Here is a 20,456-nt window from a genome sequence, read left to right as displayed (position 1 = left end):
CGCGACCGGACCTGGGTCAGCATTCCAAGGACGAAACGACCACCCTGTTGCGGCCAGTGTTTTTCGCCTCGTAGAGCGCCTTGTCGGCCCTCTCAAGCCATTCCTCCTGATGGCGATCAGAGGCTTTCACAGTGGCAACACCCAGGCTGACGGTAACGGAAAGGGTCTCTCCACCGAGCGTTGTGACAGAACGGGCTTCTATCGCTTCGCGGAGGCGCTCGCAGACCAGAAGGGCACCATCGTTTCCTGTTTCCGGCAGCATCAGCGCAAACTCCTCACCGCCATAACGCCCGGCAATATCCACCTGCCTCAGACACTCCCTGAAGACATTCGCGACCATCCGGAGCACCTCATCGCCAGCCAGATGACCGTGCACATCGTTCACCTGCTTGAAGTGGTCGATGTCCATCATCACCAATGCGCAGTCTTGGCCGTAGCGCCGATGGCGCTCCAGCTCTTCAATCAGAATGGTTTCCCAGGTGCCCCGATTGAGCAGTCCGGTCAGGCGATCCACCTGACTCAGAGCTTCCAACTGCCGGTTGGCCCGCTCCAGGGCCTGACGGCCCGAGGCGGCATCGGTGACGTCGTAGATCAGCAGACAGACATGCTGAACGTCACCCTGTGCATTAGTCAGTGGCGAGATCGTAATGTTCTGGTACATGAACCGTTCGGTTCCGGTGACAGGACGGCTGTTACGAAACCGGAACAGGTAAGGTCGCTGCTCCCAGGAAGAAAACATGCGGGTATTGAGAAGTCGGGCGGAGGCCATCTTGCGACGCAGCCAGTCGGCAGGCAGATCCGGAAACACGTCGAACAATGAGCGACCGCGAACGCGAGTGGCCGTCATGCCGCTGTGGTTTTCCATGAAATCGTTCCAGACCTGAACCCGGTCCTGATTATCCAGCACGATCATGCCCACCTCGATGGTGTCGATCATGTCGATCAGCCAGTGAAAGTCCGCAATGTTGCTCGTGTTATCAGGGCTCATCAGTCCAACAGGTAGCTAAGGCGTTCTCGAAGCAGGGGAATCGCCTCCTCTGCAAACAGCAGCAGAAAGTGACAGCGAATGTCCGGGGCTTCGACCGCGTAGTTCAGTTCAATCGCCAGCATGTTCTGCCAACGATCGGTGTTCTGCTCCAGCAGGTCATCCACCCGCAAATGAGTACCCAGCACGACTGGATGACTGATGCCAAAATTGACGTCCAACTGGTCGCCGAGTCCTTTCAGAAAAGCGCCGGTCAGGATGCTGGAGATGTCCATCAGCACTTCTGTCTCAAGACCGGGCTCGCCAGCATCCGGATAGCCCAGCAGGTTTGCCATGTCCGCAAAACGGCTCTCCGAGAACATCAGTAGAGCCTCTCCACAAAGCCCCGAGCCGATGAACCCCTGGCAGGCTCCGGACCAGGAACCGCCGTCCTTTGTTGCCGTCAGAGCCATGCGCAACTCGTTGGGAGTCAGCTCATTGACACGCGGGACCGGCAAGCGAATGAAGACATTGAGCAATCGCGCCAGCAGGTCCCCCGCCCGCCCCATGGCCACATTGGACAGCTCCCGCAGCACATCAAGCCACTGGTCAGAGCCGGTGGAGGGCGATTCGGGCGAATACACAGAGGCGGCGCTGTCACTTTCCGAGGGGCGGTACAAACCATACTCGGTCAGGAGCGTTCGCACTTTCTCAGCGGAGGTGGGCTTCTCGATGAACGCCAGCGCTCCGAACGCCATCACCCGCTCATGGGCGTCCGGTTGAATATCACCGGAGACGACAATGACGATCGTCGGAAGCTCCTCATAACGGATCCTCTCCAGAACGCCGTAACCATCCAGCCCTGGCATATTGAGATCAAGAAAGAGCAGATCGGCCTGCCCCTGGCGAACCTGCTCCAGACACTCTTCGCCGTCGGCGGCGTACTGAACAGTGATCTCCCAATCCTCTGGCAAGGCCCGCGCCATCTGCTTACGGGCCATCCCGGAGTCGTCACATACAAGAACGGAAGTGGTAGTCATTGGACATGTTCAAAAATGAATGAGTGCCGACGGCACCGGACAGCCGACCGAATTTTGAGTCTAGCAGCTCAGTGGCATCCCTGCCCGTCAATCAGGGACTGCGCGGATGCCCCGGAGGCGGTCAGCACTGTTAGTTTCCGGCGAAATTCTGACCCCCTGATGGAGTCATCGCCATGTCAGTTGTCGTGGATTTTCTGAACAACGTGCTATGGGGCTATGTGCTTGTGTACGGCCTGCTTATCGTTGGACTGTTCTTCTCAATCCGCCTGGGATTCCTGCAGTTCCTTCATTTCGGAGAAATGATTCACGCCATTCGCGGTTCCCGGGACAGCGACCGCCATGGCATCTCTCCCTTCCAGGCGCTGTGCACCAGCCTGGCCTCCCGGGTCGGCACCGGTAATCTGGCGGGCGTTGCGGTCGCGCTGTATCTCGGTGGCGCCGGCGCCATTTTCTGGATGTGGCTGGTAGCTCTGGTTGGCATGGCCACAGGCTATGCCGAAAGCACGCTCGCGCAGCTCTACAAGGTCCGCGATGGCCAGGGACAGTACCGGGGCGGACCGGCGGTCTATCTCTCCCGCGGACTGAACGCTCCCTGGGCCGGAGCCATCTTCGCGGTCTGCCTGATCCTGTCATTCGGGCTTGTTTTCAACGCCGTTCAGGCCAACTCGATCGCGGACGCCGTGGAAGGCGCCTTCGGCGTTCCCAAGGGCTGGGTCGGCATCGTCATTGCTGTCTTTGCCGGCATCGTCATTTTCGGCGGTCTGCGCTCCATCGTGCGGTTTGCCGAGATTGTTGTGCCATTCATGGCCGGGGCCTATGTCCTGATTGCCCTGGCCATCATGGCCATGCACATCGACCAGGTGCCAGAGGTCCTGATGACCATCGTCAAAAGCGCTTTCGGGCTTGAGGAGGCCGCCGGCGGGGCTGCCGGTTCGGTCACCGCCGCCATGCTCAATGGCATCAAGCGGGGGCTGTTCTCGAATGAGGCCGGCATGGGTTCAGCGCCGAATATTGCCGCCACGGCCACACCCGCACCTCACCATCCCTCCTCTCAGGGTCTGGTTCAGGCTTTCGGCGTCTTCGTGGACACGCTGATTGTCTGTACCGCGACGGCGGTGATGATTCTGCTTTCCGGAGTCATGGAACCCGGCTCCGGCGTGACCGGCACACAGCTGACTCAAGAAGCTATGGAGAGCCACATCGGCCCGGCCGGTGGGTATTTCATTGCCATCGCCATCCTGTTTTTCGCCTTCACGTCGATCGTTGCCAACTATACCTATGCCGAAAACGCCCTGATCTATCTTGGCGGTGGCAACCGAAAGGCCATTACGCTGCTGCGCCTTGCGGCGCTGGGAATGGTGATCTGGGGTGGCTATCAGGCGGTCGTCACCGTTTTCAACACGGCGGATGCGTCCATGGGACTGATGGCCACGATCAACCTGATCGGTATCGTTCTTCTCTCCGGCACCGTCGTCAAGCTGACTCGGGACTATCTGTCGCAGAGAAAGGAAGGGAAAGTGCCGCACTTCCGGGCCAACGACTATCCCGAACTGGCCCAAAAGATCGACACGTCGATCTGGCACTGATCAAGCGAGCAGGCCCGCCGTCGCCTGGCGGCGGCACCTGCTCCCGGGACGGTCACTGGCTCAGGAAGACGCCGAGCCGGCTGCAGCACCGCTGACGGCACCCGTGCGCAGAGCCTCGTTAGCCAGTGGCGCCCCCTCAGGGGAACCGGCCAGGTCCCGGAACATGCCCATGGAGCCCAACAGGGCAGAGGACTCATAGGGCACGAAGACCCGTTCGCCGTCCTGAGCCATGGTTGGCAGTGCCTTGATGTAGCTCTGACCCAGCAGATACCCCACGACGGTCTGTTTGTCATCCTCGCCTTCACCAAGGGCGTTCAGAACCAGCCGGATCGATTCCTGCTCACCCTCGGCACGCAGTATCGCGGCCTCTTTATCACCCTGTGCATTGAGGACCGCTGATTCCTTCTGGCCCTGTGCCTGGGCAATGGCCGCAGATTTTTCACCCTCCGCTTCGGTGACTGTCGCGCGTCGTTTGCGCTCGGCCGCCATCTGCAATCGCATGGCTTCTTCGACTTCTTCAGGCATATTGATGTCCTGAACTTCCACGCGATTGATTTTGACACCCCACTTGGAGGCCGGCTCTTCCATGGCCGCCTGGATGTCGTTATTGACCTCGGAGCGGGACTCAAACAGCTTGTCGAGTTCCATTTTACCGACCACCGAACGCAGCGTGGTCTTGGCCAGCACCTCCACGGCCTGACTCATGTTGGCCACTTCATACACCGACCGGCGCGGGTCGATGATCTGGAAGTAGAGAGCCCCGTTGATGCGAACCGTCACGTTATCGGTGGTCACCACCGGCTGACCCGGAAAATCCATGACGGTCTCGCGACGGTCGATCCGCGTTTCCTCGCTGGTGACGGGGTAATAATCGTCACCCGCTCGCTGGTAACGGATCAGCGTGATGGCACGGGGCTTTTCCACGAAGGGGATGATCAGGTTGATGCCGCTTTCCAGCACCCGGTGAAAGGTCCCGAGACGCTCGATGACCATCACCTCGGACTGACGAACGATCACCAGCCCCTTGATGATCACGATAATGCCCATGGCCACGACAAACAGGCTGAGAATCAGCCCCGGTGACACCATTGTTTCCATACTATGACTCCCTGTCGGAGGATTGTGAGTGAACGAGGGCGACAGTGCCCTCAAAGCGCTCCAGCGAGACACGGGTGCCCGCCGGTAATTCGGTTGCCCCCGTATCGAGATCCTCGATGCGGTAAAAATCGCCTTTGACCTTGATACCGGCAGCGCCGTCAAAGTCGCGCTGAGTCACGATGAAGATCCGGCCCTGTTCGGCCCCTGTTCCCGTCGTGCCATAGGCCACCCCCCGAGGCGAGAACCAGGGGCGAATGTATCGAATGGTGATCGGCACCAGAATGCCGGAAAAAACGCCCATCCAGGCCAGTTGAGCCGTCACACTGCCTCCAAGAGCGGAGACAATGGACGTCAGTGCGGCAGCGACGGCCAGTGCCAGCAGCACGAGTACACCGGACGTCAGTTCGGCCAGACCAAGCACCAGCGCCAGGATCAGCCAGAGGTGGGTCAGTGTCCATTCCATGTCACGATCGTTCCTGTACTGAGTGTTCCTCAGGCGTCGCTCCCCAGTCACCAGCGTCCAGGCGGGGGCAGCCTTCCACGGAGTGATTGTAAAGGTAGAGCCAGGCCATCCCATGGCGAGTGGATACCAGCCGGCGGTGATACAACCCGTCGTTCGGCGCTTCCGGGCGATAGCCCTCCAGCGCATCCACCTCCCCGAACGTCGCGTCATCCACCGCGTAGACTTCAACGCGGATGCCATTGGACGGTTCCCGTCGTGCCCCCGGATAGGGGCCCAGGTCGTAGAGGACGATGTCGCTGAACCAATCCTCGCCCAGGTACCGGGCATTCGCCATATAGTGGTGATTGGATCGACCTGCTTTCAGAGTGCCGTAAACGGCAATGCGATACGCCCCCATATAAGCCTGCCTCAGAGATAGTGAACAAACTCGTTCCGGTTGAACCGATACTGCTGGCTGTAGATACCCTTCTCACCGCAACGACCGGCCGCCAGCATCATAATGACGTCCCCGTCGTCCGGCACATCGAGCAGGCGGTTGATGCGCCAGGCGTCGAAGCCTTCCATCGGGCAGGAATCAAAGCCGTGGGCGCGCAGGGCCAGCATCAGGTTTTCCGCGGCCAGGGCCGTCGACTTGGCTGCCCAGACCCGCATGGCACACGGCGAATAGGGCCCGCGTGGCACCGGCTTGCGCAGCCCGGTCACCGCACCCAGCATTTTCTTCGCCAGCCCGAACGCCCCCAGCGGCCCCTGACTGTAATGGAGCGGAGCGATCTTCCGGTAGTACTTTTCGACGATCGGCGGGACGCTCTCGCCCGGCCACTCATCGACGGCCCGGCGGCTGTGATCCCGCCAGGTGCCGGTGCGGGCAACGATACCAATCAGAACCGGCGCCGTCTTGGCCGCATTCTGGCCCAGACAGGCATGGGCGACCCGGTCCCGCAGCGCGGGCGTGCGGACTACACGGAACTCCCACGGCTGCAGGTTACTGGAGTTGGGTGCCAGCATCGCCAGATCCAGGCACTCATCCAGAATGGCGTCCGGGATCGGCTCGTCGGTAAAACGACGGACCGAGCGTCGACTCCGCACGATCTTGCGGAATTCGTCCACATCAATGTCGGTGGTCATTCGGGCTTGCGTATTCATGGCTCAGGTCATCCAGCAGGTTTGCGCCACAGCATAACCGATCCGGCGCTGAGGGAAACACGCGAGCATGCACCCGCGGGTCCACTAAGGCCGGTCGGCGGGTTCCCCGCGATCGCATTTGAGACATTCCAGCCCCATACCCAACCGCCCCTGTCGCCCGGCAACGGTGGTTACCCAGGGCCGGCAGACCCACGGCGGTTTGTGACGCACGTGCTGGTTATGGCCACAGGCCAGTTCTGCGACCCAGTGCCTTTCCTCGTCCTGATGGAAACCGACGATGGGTTGCTGCATGGTATCCCGCTCATCCGGCTGTCATCGAATTGTCACCAAGGCATCGCAGCGTCATTACTACGACACCATCAAGCGATATAACCATGATTGTACGCGAGATATTCCTGACCTTTCTCAAGCTCGGGCTGACGGCATTCGGCGGCCCCGTCGCGCATCTGGGCTATTTCAGGGAGGAGTTGATACGGCGCCGCGGCTGGCTCGAAGAGGCCGCCTATGCCGATCTCATTGCCCTGTGCCAGTTCCTGCCGGGACCGGCCTCCAGCCAGGTCGGCTTTGCGCTTGGGCTCGCCCGGGGCGGTCTGCCCGGGGCTGTGGCAGCCTGGACTGCCTTTACGCTGCCCTCCGCACTGATCCTGATGGCCGTAGCCAGCGGGGCCGCGATGATCGACGCGTCCATCCTCCATGGCCTGAAACTGGTGGCTGTCGCGGTCGTCGCCCAGGCACTTTGGGGCATGGCCAACAAGCTCTGCCCGGACCGGGAGCGGGCGGCGATCGCGGTGGGTGCCCTGCTGGTGCTCGCCTGGGTTCCGGGGTCATCCGGCCAGATCCTGGCACTGATCGCCGGTGGCCTGGCCGGTTACCGGTGGTGCCGGCCTGTCAGCCAGTCCACCGGGGCGGCACTTTCGATCCCGGTTTCCCGACGATTGGCGACCGGTTGCCTGATCGCCTTTGTCGCTCTGCTGGGCGGCCTCCCCATTCTTGCCGCCCTGATCCATTCCCCGGGGCTGTCACTGGTGGATGCCTTCTACCGGGCCGGCGCGCTCGTTTTTGGCGGCGGCCACGTGGTCCTGCCCATGCTGGAGTCGAGCGTGGTTGCCCCCGGGTGGCTCGATCAGGACACGTTCCTGACCGGCTATGGGGCGGCACAGGCCATTCCCGGACCGCTTTTCACACTGTCCGCCTATCTCGGTACCGCGATCAACGGCGTCACCGGGGCGGCACTGGCCCTGATCGCCATCTTCCTGCCCGGCCTGCTGATTCTGCTTGGCACCCTGCCACTCTGGAGCTGGCTCCGCGACCGGCCCCATGCCCGGGCCATCATGGCCGGCGTCAACGCAGCCGTCGTCGGCCTTCTGGCTTCCGCCCTGTATGATCCGGTGTGGACGAGCACGGTGTCCGGACCACTCGATGTCGCCATCGCCGCCGGCGCCTTTGTCGCCCTGACGCGCTGGCAGGTGCCGCCCTGGCAGGTGGTGCTTGGCACCGCCGTGGCGGGCAGCCTGCTGGTCGGTTAACAGGCACGGCACGTATGATGGACACGATCCCCATTCAGCAAGCAGGAGCGCCCATGACTCCCGAACAGGCGTTAAGCCAGGTACTGCGGAGTTGCCAACCATGCCAGCTACTGACCTGTGGCGCCCGTGCGGATGCGGTGGGTCAGTCCTGGGCCGGTGCCGATGCGTCGCACGGCTGGCAGCAGCTCGATCCCGATGCCCCCAATCAGGCCTTCCCGCTGCCCACAAAACCCGAACTGGCATTGATCAGTGACACGCTGGAAACCCTCGACCACCAGAGCGGAGAGATGCTTCTGGGACAACTGCGCAACTACGGCACCCACCAGATTGCCGTGGTGGTCACCGATGACAGCGACTGGCCGTTCCGCGACTTCATCAGCCTGGGCTTTTTCCGCCAGGGCCCCGTCGAGGCCGATCCGCCCGCTACCCTTTTTACCTACAACATCGACCGGTACAACCACAGACGCGCGTGGAACAACCCGGACTACTGGGCCAATCCGGAGATGTGGGGGAAGGCGTGGTGGTAGGCCGGTCTGAAGGTCTGAAGGTCTGAAGGTCTGAAGGTCTGAAGGTCTGAAGAGCGATGGTTTCTCGATCTGAGGACGTGGACCAGCACGTCTTTAAAACCTTCAAACCTGCAGACGTTAAAGCGCTCTAATCACCTCAAACCCACGCTCGCAACCGCCCAGATAGCCCCCGCCAAACAGGTTGTAGTGATTGAGGTAGTGGTACAGGTTGTAGATGGCTTTCTTGGTCCGGTAATCGCGGGTGATGCCAATGGCCCGGTCGTAGGCGTCATAGAACGCAGGCGAAAAGCCGCCGAACATCTCGGTCATGGCCAGATCGGCTTCGCGGTCACCCTGGTAGACGGCCGGGTCGATCAGCCAGGGCGAGTCACCGTCGAACAGCACATTGCCCTGCCAGAGGTCGCCATGCAGCAGGCTGGGCCGCTCACAGCGCTCGTTCAGCCAGTCCACCAGGCGTGCGTGCTGCTCCTTGAGCACGGATTCGAAGCGCTGGCGCACCCGGCCATCGCGGATCAGTCCGACCTGAAAGCCCAGGCGATCCACCGTGAAGAAGGTGCCCCAGTCATTGCTCCAGCGATTGGGCTGGGGTGAGAGGCCGATGTAGTTATCGTTACGCCATCCAGAGGATTCGGCCGTCACCGAATGCAGCGCCGCCAGTCCATCACCAAACGCTCGCATCTGCGCATCGTTGCCCGGTCGGCTGGCGATGGCATCCAGGGTCATGCTCTGCTCGTCTGCGTCATACACCCGGGGAACCTTCAGCCGCGACTCGCCCGCCTGCGACAGGGCCTGGCGCAATGCCTCCAGCCCCTCGGCTTCGCAGAGGAGGGCATCGCTGTGTGGCGTGTCATTGGTCTTTCGAAACATGGACATGGTACCAAGTGTAACGGATGCCAAAGCCGCATTGGCACAGTCGGCCATTTCCGGGATCATAATGAGTCGTCGACGAAGGAGTCATCATGAGTTGGTTTAACCGACAGCGAGCGCAATCGGAACTGGACCGCGAGGCCGGCAAAGTGCATCCCGATGATCTCGGGGCGGTGCTTGAGAAGCAGGCGGACATCGAGCGCAAAGTTCAGAACAGCGGCCGGCTGGAGCGATTCAGCGGCGATATCCGGCTGATGTTCGACATGGTGCGCGACTACTGGCAGGGCCATTACCGGGAGATTCCCTGGAAAAGCATCGCGGCGGTCGCCGGTGCGCTGGTGTACGTACTCAATCCGTTGGACCTGATCCCTGATCTCATTATCGGCTTTGGCTTCATTGATGACGCGGGCGTCGTTGCTGCCTGCCTGAAGCTGGTGGAGTCCGATCTGCACCGCTACGCCGCCTGGCGCGCTCATCGTGACGAGCGCGCCTCATGAGCGACGTCTCGCTGCTGCAGATCCTGCTTGCCAACCTGGCGCTGATGGCCGGTGCCGGTCTTCAGGGCGTGGCCGGCTATGGGATCGGAACGCTGTCGGCACCGCTACTGTTCCTGATCAGCCCGGTGTTCGTGCCTGGCCCCCTGACGCTCAACGCGGTGATCCTCACCGTGATGCTGCTGGTCCGGAACCGTTCCGGACTGAGTTTTCGCGAGGTACGGTTCGCGATTGGCGGCGACGTGGTCGGCACAGCGTTGGCTGGCGCCACCCTGGCAGTGCTCTCGGCGCAGGGTTTTGAGCTGGCCTTCGGCGCACTCATCCTCACGGCCGTCATCCTGAGTGTTGCCGGGCTGCGTCCAAGGCTCACGCCACAAAACAGCGTGTTCGCCGGGGCTGCGTCCGGTTATATGGGTACCATCACGGCAGTTGGGGGCCCACCCATCGCCCTGATCTACCAGAACGAAGCGGGACCGCTGGTCCGGGCGAACATGTCAGCGTTCTTTTTGTTCGCCAGCTGTGCCAGTGTCGTCGCCCTGGTATTCTCCGGCTACATTCACCTCCGCGAGCTGGGGCTTCTGGCGGTCACATTTCCCGGTGTGCTGCTCGGATTCCTGCTCTCCGGACGGCTGGTCCGACGGTTGCCTTTCGAGGCGCTCAAACCCATCATTCTGGGCATTGCGGCCCTGTCCGGCACGGCCGCCGTGATCCGCGGCCTTCTGACCTATCTGGGGTGATGGCCCTCCAACAGCCAACGGGAGAAACCCATGACAGAACCCAGGATCACCACCCGGCGCGACGGCGCCGTGCTGGTTGTCACGATCAATCGACCCGACGTGCGTAACTGTGTCGACCGCCCCACCGCCGAGGCACTGGCGGACACTTTCCGTGACTTTGAGTCCGACACTGACCTGTCGGTGGCGGTACTGACCGGAGCGGGCACGCATTTCTGTGCCGGTGCGGATCTCAAGGCGGTGGCGTCCGGCGATCCCGAACGTCGCAACCGGCTTGAGCCCGACGGCGACGGTCCCATGGGACCCTCACGGCTGCGCCTGACCAAGCCAGTCATTGCCGCGATAAGCGGCTACTGCGTGGCGGGGGGACTGGAGCTGGCCGCCTGGTGTGATCTGCGTGTGGCGGACACATCGGCCGTGTTCGGGGTGTTCTGCCGACGGTTTGGCGTGCCGCTGATCGACGGCGGCACAGTGCGGCTGCCCCGGTTGATCGGCCAGAGCCACGCGCTGGACCTGATCCTCACCGGACGGCCCGTTGATGCGGATGAGGCCGGTCGCATCGGTCTGGCCAACCGGGTGGTACAGGCCGGCGCCGCTCTGGAAACGGCCATCGACCTGGCCCGGGAACTGGCCGTGTTTCCCCAGACCTGCCTGCGTAACGACCTCGTGAGCGCACACCAGCAATGGGCCCTCGATGAGAACGAGGCGCTGTCTGGAGAGTTCCGTCTGGGACAGGCCACGCTCGCCTCGGGCGAAACCGTCGAAGGCGCCGGCCGTTTCCGGGATGGCCAGGGCCGGCACGGTGCCTTTGGACCCACCAGCCCTGACGAGCGATAGTCGTCTAAACTGAGTGGAAAGGCCCGACAGCACCCGGCCCCATATTCAAGCAGCACAGAGGAGTTCGACATGCCTGGCCAGTGGATTCGACGCGGCGGCCTTGTGACCCTGGCCGTCCTGTTGGTCGCCAGCCCGATCACGTTTGCCCAGGAACAGCCCGGGCAGGGCGTGACGGTACAACCCGTCAAAAGCTCCATTGCTGAGGAAACCTTCCAGACACTGCTGGTGTCGCGGGCGCTCGAAGCCCTGGGATTCGAGGTAAAACCCATCATGGACCTGGAGTACGACAGGGGGCATGTGGCGGTCGCCAATGGCGAGGCCACCTTCATGGCCAACCACTGGGATCCGCTGCACACGGATTTTTATGAGGCAGCAGGCGGGGACGACGCCCTGTACCGCAAGGGGACCTATTCGCCCGGCGCGCTACAGGGCTATCTGATCGACCGGGAAACCGCCAGACAGTACGACATCACGAACATTCAGCAGCTGAAGGATCCTAAGATCGCCCGTCTTTTTGACGACAACGGGGACGGTCGCGCCGATCTGGTGGGGTGCCCCGAGGGCTGGGGATGTGAACAGGTCATCGAGCATCATCTGGATGCCTACGACCTGCGGGACACGGTCAGCCACCGTCAGGGTATCTACTCACAGCTGATCAACGACACTATTGAGCGGTTCCGTGACGGACAACCAGTCCTCTATTACACCTGGACGCCCTACTGGGTCAGCGCCGTCATGGAACCCGGCGACGACGTCCTCTGGCTGGAGGTCCCGTTTTCCTCGTTACCCGGCAAGCGCAGCAATGTGGATACCTCGCTGCCGGATGGCACCGACTACGGATTCCAGGCCAACAACCAGCGCATCATTGCGAATCAGGCTTTTGCCGACGAGAACCCGTCGGCGGCCAGGCTGTTCGAGATCATTCAGCTGTCCGCGAACGACATCTCGAACCAGAATCTGGCGATGAGAAATGGCGAGAATCGACTGGCGGACATCCGCCGCCACACCAGTGAATGGATCGAGTCGCACCGGGAAACCTTCAACCAATGGCTTGAAAAGGCCCGCGCGGCCGCCCAGGAGTAACCCCCAACGCAGGCCGATCCCGACACGGAGCGTGTACCGTCGTCACCTGCCTTGAAAGGGCCCAGCCAATAACGCTGGTGTTGAAGGTGCCTCGCTGGGCTTTTTGATGCCATAACCGGGGGAGGGGCTCACCTCTCCGCAGGCGGTCTCAGGTCAGTGATTTCATATCAATCACAAAACGGTACTTTACATCGCCTTTCTTCATGCGTTGATAGGCGTCATTGATGTTGTGGATATCCAGCATCTCGATATCACACTCAATGTCATGCTCCGCGCAGAAGTCCAGCACTTCCTGGGTCTCCGGCATGCCACCGATCAGCGACCCCGCCAGCACGCGACGCTTGCCCACCAGGGCACCGGCCTGCAGCGCAGGCTCAACCGGTTCCAGCAGCCCGACCAGAATGTGGGTCCCGTCGAACGTCAGGCAGTTCAGGTACGGGTTGAGATCGTGCTGGACCGGAACCGTATCGAGCAGGAAATCAAACGATTCCGCAGCCGCTTTCATTTGCTCCCGGTCGGTGGACACGATCACGTGGTCGGCGCCCTGCTTCTTCGCTTCGGCGACTTTGCTCTCGGAGCGGGTAAAGATGGTGACTTCCGCGCCCAGGGCCTTGGCGAATTTGACGCCCATGTGCCCCAGGCCGCCCATACCAATGACGCCCACTTTGTGGCCAGCCCGCACGCCGTAATGGCGCAGCGGCGAGTAGGTGGTGATGCCGGCACAGAGAATCGGCGCGGCAGTGGCCGAGTCGAGTTTCTCCGGCACCTTGACCACAAACCGTTCGCTGACGACAACGTGGTTGGAATAGCCACCGTAGGTCACCGACTCGTCATGACGATCCTTGCCATTGTAAGTGGCCGTCATACCTTCCAGGCAGTACTGCTCCAGGCCCGCCTCACAGGCCGAGCAGCTCCGGCAGGAATCGACCATACAGCCAACGCCGACGACATCGCCCACCTGATAGTTGCGGACTTCCGGACCAACCGCCGTCACCCGGCCGACAATCTCGTGCCCGGGAATGACCGGGTAGACGGTGGCGCCCCAATCGTTCTCGACAAAGTGAATGTCCGTGTGACAGACCCCACAGTAGTCAATGTCGATCGAGACATCGTCCGGGCGCGGCTCGCGCCGTTCAAACTCAAACGGGGCAAGCCCCGAGTCACTGCTTTCGGCGGCGTATCCTTTAGCGACAGTCATGGAAACAACCTCTTCGTTTGAAATTTAGTGTCCCGACTTGTTGTTGGCATCCTACGATACAGGGCCGTCCCTGGACGTGCTAACGTGCCGGAACACCACGAAAGTCTAATATCGGGAGGGTTCATGACCGCCAGTGCCTGGAATGACCTGCTGCAACTGGAACACCAGCTCAGCGATACCGAGCGCCAGATCCGAGATGCGAGCCGGCGATTCTGCGAGACGGAACTGCAACCGGGCATTCGCGAAGCCAACCGTCATGAGCGCTTTGACCGCGATCTGTTCCGGGCGATGGGCAGCCAGGGACTGCTCGGTCCGACATTGCCGGCTGCTTATGGCGGCCCGGAGCTGAGTCATGTGGCGTACGGGCTGATTGCCCGGGAGGTGGAGCGGGTGGACTCGGCGTACCGCTCGTGTCTGAGCGTCCAGTCCTCGCTCGTCATCCATCCCATTGAGCGTTATGCCACCGAACCGCTGAAACAGCGGCTGCTGCCGGAACTGGCGGCTGGGCGACTGGTCGGCGCGTTCGGCCTGACCGAGCCCGATCACGGCTCCGACCCGGGCAGCATGGCGACCCGCGCCCATGCCGTGGAAAACGGATACCGGCTCAATGGCAGCAAGACCTGGATCACCAACGCGCCGATTGCCGATGTTCTGGTGATCTGGGCCAAGCTGGACGGCGAGATCACCGGCTTCGTGGTCGAACGTGGCAGCCAGGGGCTCCACACGCCACGCCTGGAAGGCAAGTTTTCGCTCCGCGCCTCTGAAACCGGGTCTGTCTTTCTGGATGAGGTATTCGTCCCCGAGGAGAACCGACTCACGGTCAGTGGACTCCGCGGCCCCTTCAGTTGTCTCAACAAGGCCCGGTACGGCATCTGCTGGGGCGCGCTGGGCGCGGCGGAATTCTGCTGGCACGCGGCCCGGCAGTACGCGCTGGAGCGGCAGCAGTTCGGGCGCCCGCTGGCTGCCAATCAGTTGGTCCAGAAAAAACTGGCCGACATGCAGACGGAGATCACGCTGGGCCTTCAGGCCACGCTTCAGCTTGGCCGGCTGATGGATGCAGGCGAGGCGTCCCCGGATGCCGTCTCACTGCTCAAACGCAACAACGCCGGCAAGGCCCTCGACATCGCCCGAACCGCCCGGGACATGCATGGTGGCAACGGCATTTCCGATGAATACGACGTCATCCGCCATGTGATGAACCTGGAATCGGTGAACACCTACGAAGGCACTCACGACATTCACGCGTTGATTCTGGGCCGGGGGCAGACGGGGATTCAGGCGTTTTATTAAGTTGGAGCCACGGAAAGACACAGAAAGCACGGAAACGCCCTTCGGGCGGAGGAGGGGTATTTTAAGGTCGGAACGAGCTCATACATCGCGACTATTTCAGACCTTGAGCCTTCATTATTTTCAAACCTTTCCGTGTTTTGCTGTGTCTTTCCGTGGCAAACACATCCTTATCATCGACTCAGGTCGTCACACGACCTCGCCCCCACCACGCATACTTCGAGAACCGGGTGTTGAGCCACAGCGAGAAGGCGATGACGCCGCCGCCCAGGGCGAGGCGCAGAAGATCCGCGTCCTGATTCCAGATCAGCAGATTCACGACAAGACCCGCCGGCACCAGGGCGTTGTTCATCACACCCAGTGTGCCGGCGTCGACGAGGCACGCCCCCCGGTTCCAGAGGAACAATCCCAGCCCTGAAGCGGCCAGCCCCAGCCATGCCAGAATACCCCACTGAACGCCGTTGGCGGGTAGCATCTGGTGATTGCCAAAAATCAGGAACGATGGGAGCGCAAAGACCAGGGCTCCGGCATAGAAATAACCGAAGAAACGATACAGAGGCACCTCCGTCGGAATGCGATGAATCAGATGTCGGTAACCCACCTGCCCGGCCGCAAAAGCCGCGTTCGCCACCTGCAGGAGCAAGAACCCCGTTAGATAGTCACTACTCAGACCGTCGTATCGGATGATCATCGCGCCCACGGTGGCCACCGCCGCAGCCAGCAGCGCGACCGGCGAGAAACGCCGATTGAGGGCGTCATCGATCAGCGTCACGTACAGCGGTGTAAACACCGTGAACAGGAGTACTTCGGGCACAGTGAGATAGGCGAAGGACCGGTACAGGCACAGGTAGGTGATGCCAAACTGCAAGGCCCCGACCACGGTAACGCCCAGCTTGAGCGACGTTGGCACCCCCCGCCACCGCGTCAGCGGCAGAAAGGCAAGACCGGCCAGAACCACTCGGCTGAGCACGGCAAAATCACTGTCCACCTGACCGGCCAGGAATTCGCCGATCAGGCTGAAGGAGAACGCCCAGAGAATGGTGACGAAAACGAGAAGTGCCATGAAATAAAAACCGCCATTCAGTGGGCGCCCTGGTGGCGCCCGGAGTGTATCGAAACGGTGCGTGGCCGACGATTCCAGCCCCGGTCCAGGGCATCGTAAACCAAACCGCGCGTCGGCTCACGGACGCTTACTCAATTTTACAGCAGCGTCGCCGATAAGCTCTTGAGCAGGCTGTATCATACAGTTGAAACGCATTCTTTGAGCCATGGGCACTGGCTGAGACGCTGGAGTCGCTCGCGTCCCGAGTGTTCCTGAGGAGTCGCACACCATGAACCTGGTCCGTTCGTATTCCAACCTGCCACTGGTCGCCAAGCTGGGGAGTGGCTTTGCGTTGCTGATCCTGATGTCGATGCTGATCGCCGGCATTGGCCTGTTCGCGCTCGACATGTTCAGTCAACGCTCGACCGTGGTATCAATGGTCAGCAATATGGAATCCAGCCTGCTTGAGTCCCGTAACGCGGAGAAGAACTTCCTGTTGCGCAATGACCAGCAGTATCTGGAAACCGCGCGCAATCAGGCCAACAGCGCCAGTCAGCAGGTGCAGTCACTGCGCGACCTGCTGGTCGTGCCGGCGGGTCTCGAACGACTGGACACGATCGAATCCAGCGTAACGGACTATCAGGCGCAGCTCGGTGAGCTCCAGCTGGCGGTCCAGGACCGCCAGACAGCCGCCAAATCCGTTCAGAGTGACGCCACGGCGCTTGAGGGTGCGCTGCAATCACGCTTCCAGTTCCGAAAAGTGACGGACGCCTTCAAAGCGATGCGGTCCGCCGCCCAGGATTACGCGTCAACCAACGCCGACGGAGCCATCAATGCGTTCGAGACCGCCAGCAGCAAAGCCGCCGATCAGATCGCCGGCCTCCAGGTCGACGAGCAATCCCGCAAGACACTGAGCGATCCGTTCGAAGCGTATGTGTCCTCTTTCGAGAGTCTGGTCAGTGCGACCCGGGCCACACACGACATCGAGGATCGGATTGTGTCCTCGGCCCGAACAGCTCTGGAGACGGCCGTCGAGCTGCGCGAGATCCAAATGGGAAAGCTTGAACGCGACCGCGGCATGGCCGTCACTCAAATTGTCGCCACGACCATCGGTGTGCTGGTCGCTGCCGTGCTGATCGCCTGGGTTCTCACCCGTAACATCGTGGGACCTGTCCGCCAAGCGGTGGATGTGACCAGCCGCGTCGCTTCCGGCGATCTGCGCGTGGAAGTCGACTCTGGCCGCACCGATGAACTCGGCCAACTGCTCGCCGCGCTCGGTACCATGGTCACCAGCCTGCGCGATCTGGTTCGGCGCATCGATACCAGCGCCACCAGCATCGCCTCGTCTTCCGAAGAGATGTCCACGATCACCCAGCAGACCAGCGAAGGGGTAAACCAGCAAAAGGACCAGACCGACCAGGTGGCCACCGCCATGAACCAGATGGTCTCCACCGTCAACGATGTGGCCCGCAGCGCCGAGGAGGCCTTCAACGCCGCCAATGAGGCAAGCGAAAAGTCCGGCTCCGGCGAGAAGGCGGTTGAGGAAACCGTTTCCTACATCGCCGACCTGAACCGCCAGGCCGAAACCACCATGGAGCGCCTGCAGGGGCTGCAGAGTGACACCGAGAACATTTCCACCGTGCTCGATGTCATCAAGTCGGTCGCCGACCAGACCAACCTGCTGGCGTTAAACGCCGCCATCGAGGCGGCCCGAGCCGGCGAGCACGGCCGTGGCTTCTCGGTCGTCGCCGAAGAAGTGCGGTCGCTGGCCCAGCGCACCCAGAGCTCCACCTCGGAAATCGAGACGCTGATCGAGAACCTGGTCGCCAGCGCCGGCGAGTCGGTCACGACCATGGAAGCCGGCACGAAACTGGCCAACCAGACGCTGGACAGCGCCCGCTCGACCGGCGAGACCATCCGCGAGATGGCCGGCGCCGTGGAGAACATCCAGCAGTACAACAGCCAGATCGCCACCGCCGCCGAGCAGCAGACCTCGGTCGCCGAGGACATCAACCGCAACATCACCCAGATCCGCGACGTCTCCGATCAATCCGCCGCCTCGGCCAACCAGGTCTCGTCCGCCAGCGACGAACTCGCCCGGCTCGGTGAGGATCTGCGCGAGCAAGTGTCCCGTTTCAGAGTGTGAGTTGATCGTCCCATTCGATACGGTCACCGGACGATTAACAGGAGGGTACCGCAGTGGTTAAACGATCATCCTCGATCGCTTGTGCGTTCATGTCGTCTTCCATCCGCTCAGCCACAACAACCTTGTTTCGTCCAGTCGTCTTGGCTTCGTAAAGGGCAGAGTCGGCCCGTTCCAGCCACAGGTCATCGGACTCGCCGACGCGCAGTGAGGCCACGCCAAACGACGCGGTGATCCGGCTGCCGCGCGGACCGCGTAGCTCGGTCATGATCTTGTAGCGCAGGTTTTCCGCCACGGACGCCGTTGCTTCGGGGCGCACTCCGGGCATCAGAAGCACAAACTCCTCACCACCGAACCGGAACAGTGTGTCACTGAGCCGGGTATGGCGGTTGACCAGATCCGCGACATCCCGCAGGACCACGTCACCAACACCGTGGCCATGGTTGTCGTTGATGGTCTTGAAATGGTCGAGATCCAGAATCACCAGAGCATGAGGCGTGTCATTGCGCTCGAAGGTGCTGATCGCCGCCTGCATCTCCTCTTCCATGACGCGACGGTTCTTGGCTCCCGTCAGTGGGTCGTGGGTGGCGAGCCGTTCCAGCCGGATACGCTGGTCTTCATTGCGGCGCCCGAACACATAGGCACAGCAACTAACCATAATGCCAGTCGCGAGAAAGGAATACAGAGACTGATTCTGATCGAATGGGTCACCAACCAGCACCACGGCTCCCAGCATCAGCAGGTTGCAGACCGTCGCCAACGCCGGTGGTGCCAGAAAAAAACTGGTGACCAGCACAACATAAATCCAGAAAATCGCCTTGGTACCAATCACAATCGCAACGGCGGCCGCGCCGGCTGAGATCAACACACACATAAACACACCCGCCCGACGGGAATCGCCTGTCACCCAGGCGTACGTCATGCCAGCAATAATCAAGGTCACGATGGCGGTATCCAGCAAACCCGCTAATACCTCGCCATTCCAGAACCGGAACACGGCAAACGGCACAATACCGGTGACCGCACTGACACCAAGCAGCGTGATGATCGACAACTGAAAGTCGTTGCGAAACCGGTAGAACATGGATGTATGTCGCTGTTATTGATAGGGCGCTATTTTTACCAGTTTGAAGAATAGCTCAATTTCATTGCAGTGTGTCCCCAATGACACAAACGGTTACAGTGGGCCTTTCATTGCATCCGAGACCACGATTCAAGCAGACTGGCTAAATAGGTTAAGGAGTAAGATCGTGTGAATTCCGCTCACCTGATGCGCGTTGCGCCCGGCGCACTGGTTGTCGGCAAGCCCCTGCCATGGGCCGTCTACGACGATCGTGGCAACGTTCTGTTAAAGCAGGGATATGTTATCCAGAACGATACCCAGCTTGAGCAGTTGTTTGAACGAGGGCTTTTTCACCCCCGCCACTACGAAGTGGACATTGGCGCCGATCAGGATCAGGAGGAAGAGCCGCGCGAGCGCAACCCATTCGCCGACTACGGGCCACTACTCAAAACCCTGAGCACGACCATCACACACATCAACGAGCGCTCTCCCGACGCCCGGGAGCGACTGCTCGGACTTGCCCGTTTCATTGTTCGCCTGTGTCGCCAGGCGACCGACCCGTGCCTGGCCCTGGTTCACCTGTATTCCGTTCAACCGGACGCCCGTGAACAGCTTTTGTTCTACGCCATCCTCTGCAGCGTCGTGGGAGACTATATGGCCATGGATGAAAAGCACCAGACGGTCATGGTGGCGGCAGCTCTGACGGGCAATCTCGCGTTACAGCCTTTTCTTGACAAGCTGAACCGCTCCAACCGGCGTCTATCAGAAGATCAACGGGCCATCCTTCGGAAACACCCCCAGCTCAGTGCCCAGGCACTCGAGAATGCCGGTGTGGATAACCGTCTGCTTCTGGCCATCGTCATGCAGCATCATGAAGAGCCCGATGGCAGCGGTCATCCGCAGGGCCTGCGTGGGGAGCAAATACGGCCGGAGGCCCGTGCATTGGCTCTGGCCGAACGGTATATGGCGATGATCACGAAACGTCCGTACCGTGAACGCCTGGGCATCACCAAGGCAAGGGAGCTACTGGCCAGCGCCGCTCAGGCTGACAGTGACCAAGCCGCTCCTAACGCCCTGCTCAAGGCGCTGACCGATACGCCTCCCGGCGCCCTGGTTCGACTGGCCAACCAGGAAATCGCCGTGGTGACAAAACGCCCGCTCGGAACCTCCGGCCCCGAAGCACAGGCCATCATCAGCCCCGACGGCTATTGGTACATGAGCAGCTCATACCGGGACTGCAGCCACGAGGAGTACGCCGTCATGAACATCGAGATGCCGGACATCCTGCCGCCCATGGATTTCGCCGTGCTATGGGGTTACGGCGAATGAAGGGCTCCGACGAGAGCAGCCAGCCCCGTCAA

General features: G+C 61.3%; 21 protein-coding genes. 10 read left to right on the top strand and 11 right to left on the bottom strand.

Annotated features, from left to right (window positions below):
- Positions 1-16: 16 nt before the first annotated feature.
- Complete coding sequence (locus C8D92_RS07020) at positions 17-988, bottom strand: GGDEF domain-containing protein (protein ID WP_116918880.1); 972 nt, start codon at positions 986-988, stop codon at positions 17-19.
- Positions 988-2,004 (bottom strand): response regulator, encoded by a 1,017-nt coding sequence (locus C8D92_RS07015; protein ID WP_116918879.1) that lies wholly within the window; start codon positions 2,002-2,004, stop codon positions 988-990. Before C8D92_RS07015 ends, C8D92_RS07020 begins: the two co-directional genes overlap by 1 nt.
- 173 nt (positions 2,005-2,177) lie before the next feature.
- Here C8D92_RS07015 and C8D92_RS07010 point away from each other — a divergent pair, with 173 nt between their 5' ends.
- Positions 2,178-3,590: an alanine/glycine:cation symporter family protein gene (locus tag C8D92_RS07010; RefSeq protein WP_116918878.1), complete on the top strand. Its 1,413-nt coding sequence runs from the start codon at positions 2,178-2,180 to the stop codon at positions 3,588-3,590.
- Between the two features lie 60 nt (positions 3,591-3,650).
- On the opposite strand, the gene C8D92_RS07005 is transcribed toward C8D92_RS07010, so the two are convergent.
- The 5 genes from C8D92_RS07005 to C8D92_RS06985 all read right to left on the bottom strand — a co-directional run bounded on the left by C8D92_RS07005 (position 3,651) and on the right by C8D92_RS06985 (position 6,585).
- Positions 3,651-4,688, bottom strand: coding sequence for an SPFH domain-containing protein (locus C8D92_RS07005; RefSeq protein WP_095611998.1), 1,038 nt, complete (start codon positions 4,686-4,688; stop codon positions 3,651-3,653).
- A 1-nt stretch (position 4,689) separates the two neighbouring features.
- Complete coding sequence (locus C8D92_RS07000) at positions 4,690-5,151, bottom strand: NfeD family protein (RefSeq protein WP_116918877.1); 462 nt, start codon at positions 5,149-5,151, stop codon at positions 4,690-4,692.
- Between the two features lies 1 nt (position 5,152).
- Positions 5,153-5,548, bottom strand: a complete 396-nt coding sequence (locus C8D92_RS06995) for a gamma-glutamylcyclotransferase family protein (protein WP_116918876.1) — start codon at positions 5,546-5,548, stop codon at positions 5,153-5,155.
- An 11-nt stretch (positions 5,549-5,559) separates the two neighbouring features.
- Positions 5,560-6,294, bottom strand: coding sequence for a nitroreductase family protein (locus C8D92_RS06990; RefSeq protein WP_095612001.1), 735 nt, complete (start codon positions 6,292-6,294; stop codon positions 5,560-5,562).
- An 84-nt stretch (positions 6,295-6,378) separates the two neighbouring features.
- The gene (locus C8D92_RS06985) at positions 6,379-6,585 is read right to left on the bottom strand and encodes a DUF3565 domain-containing protein (RefSeq protein ID WP_116918875.1); all 207 of its coding nucleotides are present in this window, start codon (positions 6,583-6,585) and stop codon (positions 6,379-6,381) included.
- An 83-nt stretch (positions 6,586-6,668) separates the two neighbouring features.
- On the opposite strand from C8D92_RS06985, the gene chrA reads away from it, so the two are divergent.
- Both chrA and C8D92_RS06975 read left to right on the top strand, forming a co-directional pair.
- Positions 6,669-7,820, top strand: a complete 1,152-nt coding sequence (chrA, locus tag C8D92_RS06980; protein WP_116918874.1) for a chromate efflux transporter — start codon at positions 6,669-6,671, stop codon at positions 7,818-7,820.
- 53 nt (positions 7,821-7,873) lie between these two features.
- Positions 7,874-8,347: a DUF6231 family protein gene (locus C8D92_RS06975; RefSeq protein WP_116918873.1), complete on the top strand. Its 474-nt coding sequence runs from the start codon at positions 7,874-7,876 to the stop codon at positions 8,345-8,347.
- Between the two features lie 117 nt (positions 8,348-8,464).
- Here the strand turns inward: C8D92_RS06975 and C8D92_RS06970 are convergent, their stop codons facing one another.
- The gene (locus C8D92_RS06970; protein ID WP_279338314.1) at positions 8,465-9,268 is read right to left on the bottom strand and encodes a fructosamine kinase family protein; all 804 of its coding nucleotides are present in this window, start codon (positions 9,266-9,268) and stop codon (positions 8,465-8,467) included.
- 38 nt (positions 9,269-9,306) lie between these two features.
- On the opposite strand from C8D92_RS06970, the gene C8D92_RS06965 reads away from it, so the two are divergent.
- The 4 genes from C8D92_RS06965 to proX all read left to right on the top strand — a co-directional run bounded on the left by C8D92_RS06965 (position 9,307) and on the right by proX (position 12,362).
- Positions 9,307-9,711 (top strand): YkvA family protein, encoded by a 405-nt coding sequence (locus C8D92_RS06965; RefSeq protein WP_116918872.1) that lies wholly within the window; start codon positions 9,307-9,309, stop codon positions 9,709-9,711.
- Positions 9,708-10,445, top strand: coding sequence for a sulfite exporter TauE/SafE family protein (locus C8D92_RS06960; RefSeq protein WP_116918871.1), 738 nt, complete (start codon positions 9,708-9,710; stop codon positions 10,443-10,445). Before C8D92_RS06965 ends, C8D92_RS06960 begins: the two co-directional genes overlap by 4 nt.
- A 30-nt stretch (positions 10,446-10,475) precedes the next feature.
- Complete coding sequence (locus C8D92_RS06955) at positions 10,476-11,279, top strand: crotonase/enoyl-CoA hydratase family protein (RefSeq protein WP_116918870.1); 804 nt, start codon at positions 10,476-10,478, stop codon at positions 11,277-11,279.
- A gap of 69 nt (positions 11,280-11,348) precedes the next feature.
- A complete protein-coding gene (proX, locus tag C8D92_RS06950) occupies positions 11,349-12,362 on the top strand; it encodes a glycine betaine/L-proline ABC transporter substrate-binding protein ProX (RefSeq protein ID WP_116918869.1) in 1,014 nt (337 codons plus the stop codon).
- Between the two features lie 148 nt (positions 12,363-12,510).
- Here proX and C8D92_RS06945 read toward each other — a convergent pair whose 3' ends face one another.
- Positions 12,511-13,560 carry an NAD(P)-dependent alcohol dehydrogenase gene (locus tag C8D92_RS06945; RefSeq protein ID WP_116918868.1) on the bottom strand — a complete coding sequence of 350 codons (1,050 nt, stop codon included), beginning with the start codon at positions 13,558-13,560 and terminating at the stop codon, positions 12,511-12,513.
- A 123-nt stretch (positions 13,561-13,683) separates the two neighbouring features.
- Between C8D92_RS06945 and C8D92_RS06940 the strand changes: the two genes are divergently transcribed.
- Positions 13,684-14,850 carry an acyl-CoA dehydrogenase gene (locus C8D92_RS06940; RefSeq protein ID WP_116918867.1) on the top strand — a complete coding sequence of 389 codons (1,167 nt, stop codon included), beginning with the start codon at positions 13,684-13,686 and terminating at the stop codon, positions 14,848-14,850.
- A gap of 178 nt (positions 14,851-15,028) precedes the next feature.
- Here the strand turns inward: C8D92_RS06940 and C8D92_RS06935 are convergent, their stop codons facing one another.
- Positions 15,029-15,910 (bottom strand): EamA family transporter, encoded by an 882-nt coding sequence (locus tag C8D92_RS06935; RefSeq protein ID WP_095611795.1) that lies wholly within the window; start codon positions 15,908-15,910, stop codon positions 15,029-15,031.
- 268 nt (positions 15,911-16,178) lie between these two features.
- On the opposite strand from C8D92_RS06935, the gene C8D92_RS06930 reads away from it, so the two are divergent.
- Complete coding sequence (locus C8D92_RS06930; RefSeq protein ID WP_116918866.1) at positions 16,179-18,035, top strand: methyl-accepting chemotaxis protein; 1,857 nt, start codon at positions 16,179-16,181, stop codon at positions 18,033-18,035.
- Between the two features lie 34 nt (positions 18,036-18,069).
- On the opposite strand, the gene C8D92_RS06925 is transcribed toward C8D92_RS06930, so the two are convergent.
- Positions 18,070-19,116, bottom strand: coding sequence for a GGDEF domain-containing protein (locus C8D92_RS06925; protein WP_116918865.1), 1,047 nt, complete (start codon positions 19,114-19,116; stop codon positions 18,070-18,072).
- 168 nt (positions 19,117-19,284) lie between these two features.
- Here C8D92_RS06925 and C8D92_RS06920 point away from each other — a divergent pair, with 168 nt between their 5' ends.
- On the top strand, positions 19,285-20,424 hold the full coding sequence (locus tag C8D92_RS06920) for an HD-GYP domain-containing protein (protein ID WP_243402392.1): 1,140 nt from the start codon (positions 19,285-19,287) through the stop codon (positions 20,422-20,424).
- The last annotated feature ends 32 nt before the right edge of the window (positions 20,425-20,456 follow it).

The sequence above is a fragment of the Tamilnaduibacter salinus genome (assembly GCF_003096655.1).
Classification (GTDB): Bacteria; Pseudomonadota; Gammaproteobacteria; order Pseudomonadales; family Oleiphilaceae; genus Tamilnaduibacter; species Tamilnaduibacter salinus.
The sequence above is the reverse complement of the archived record's forward strand: the minus strand, read 5'-3'. Positions and strand labels throughout refer to the sequence as shown.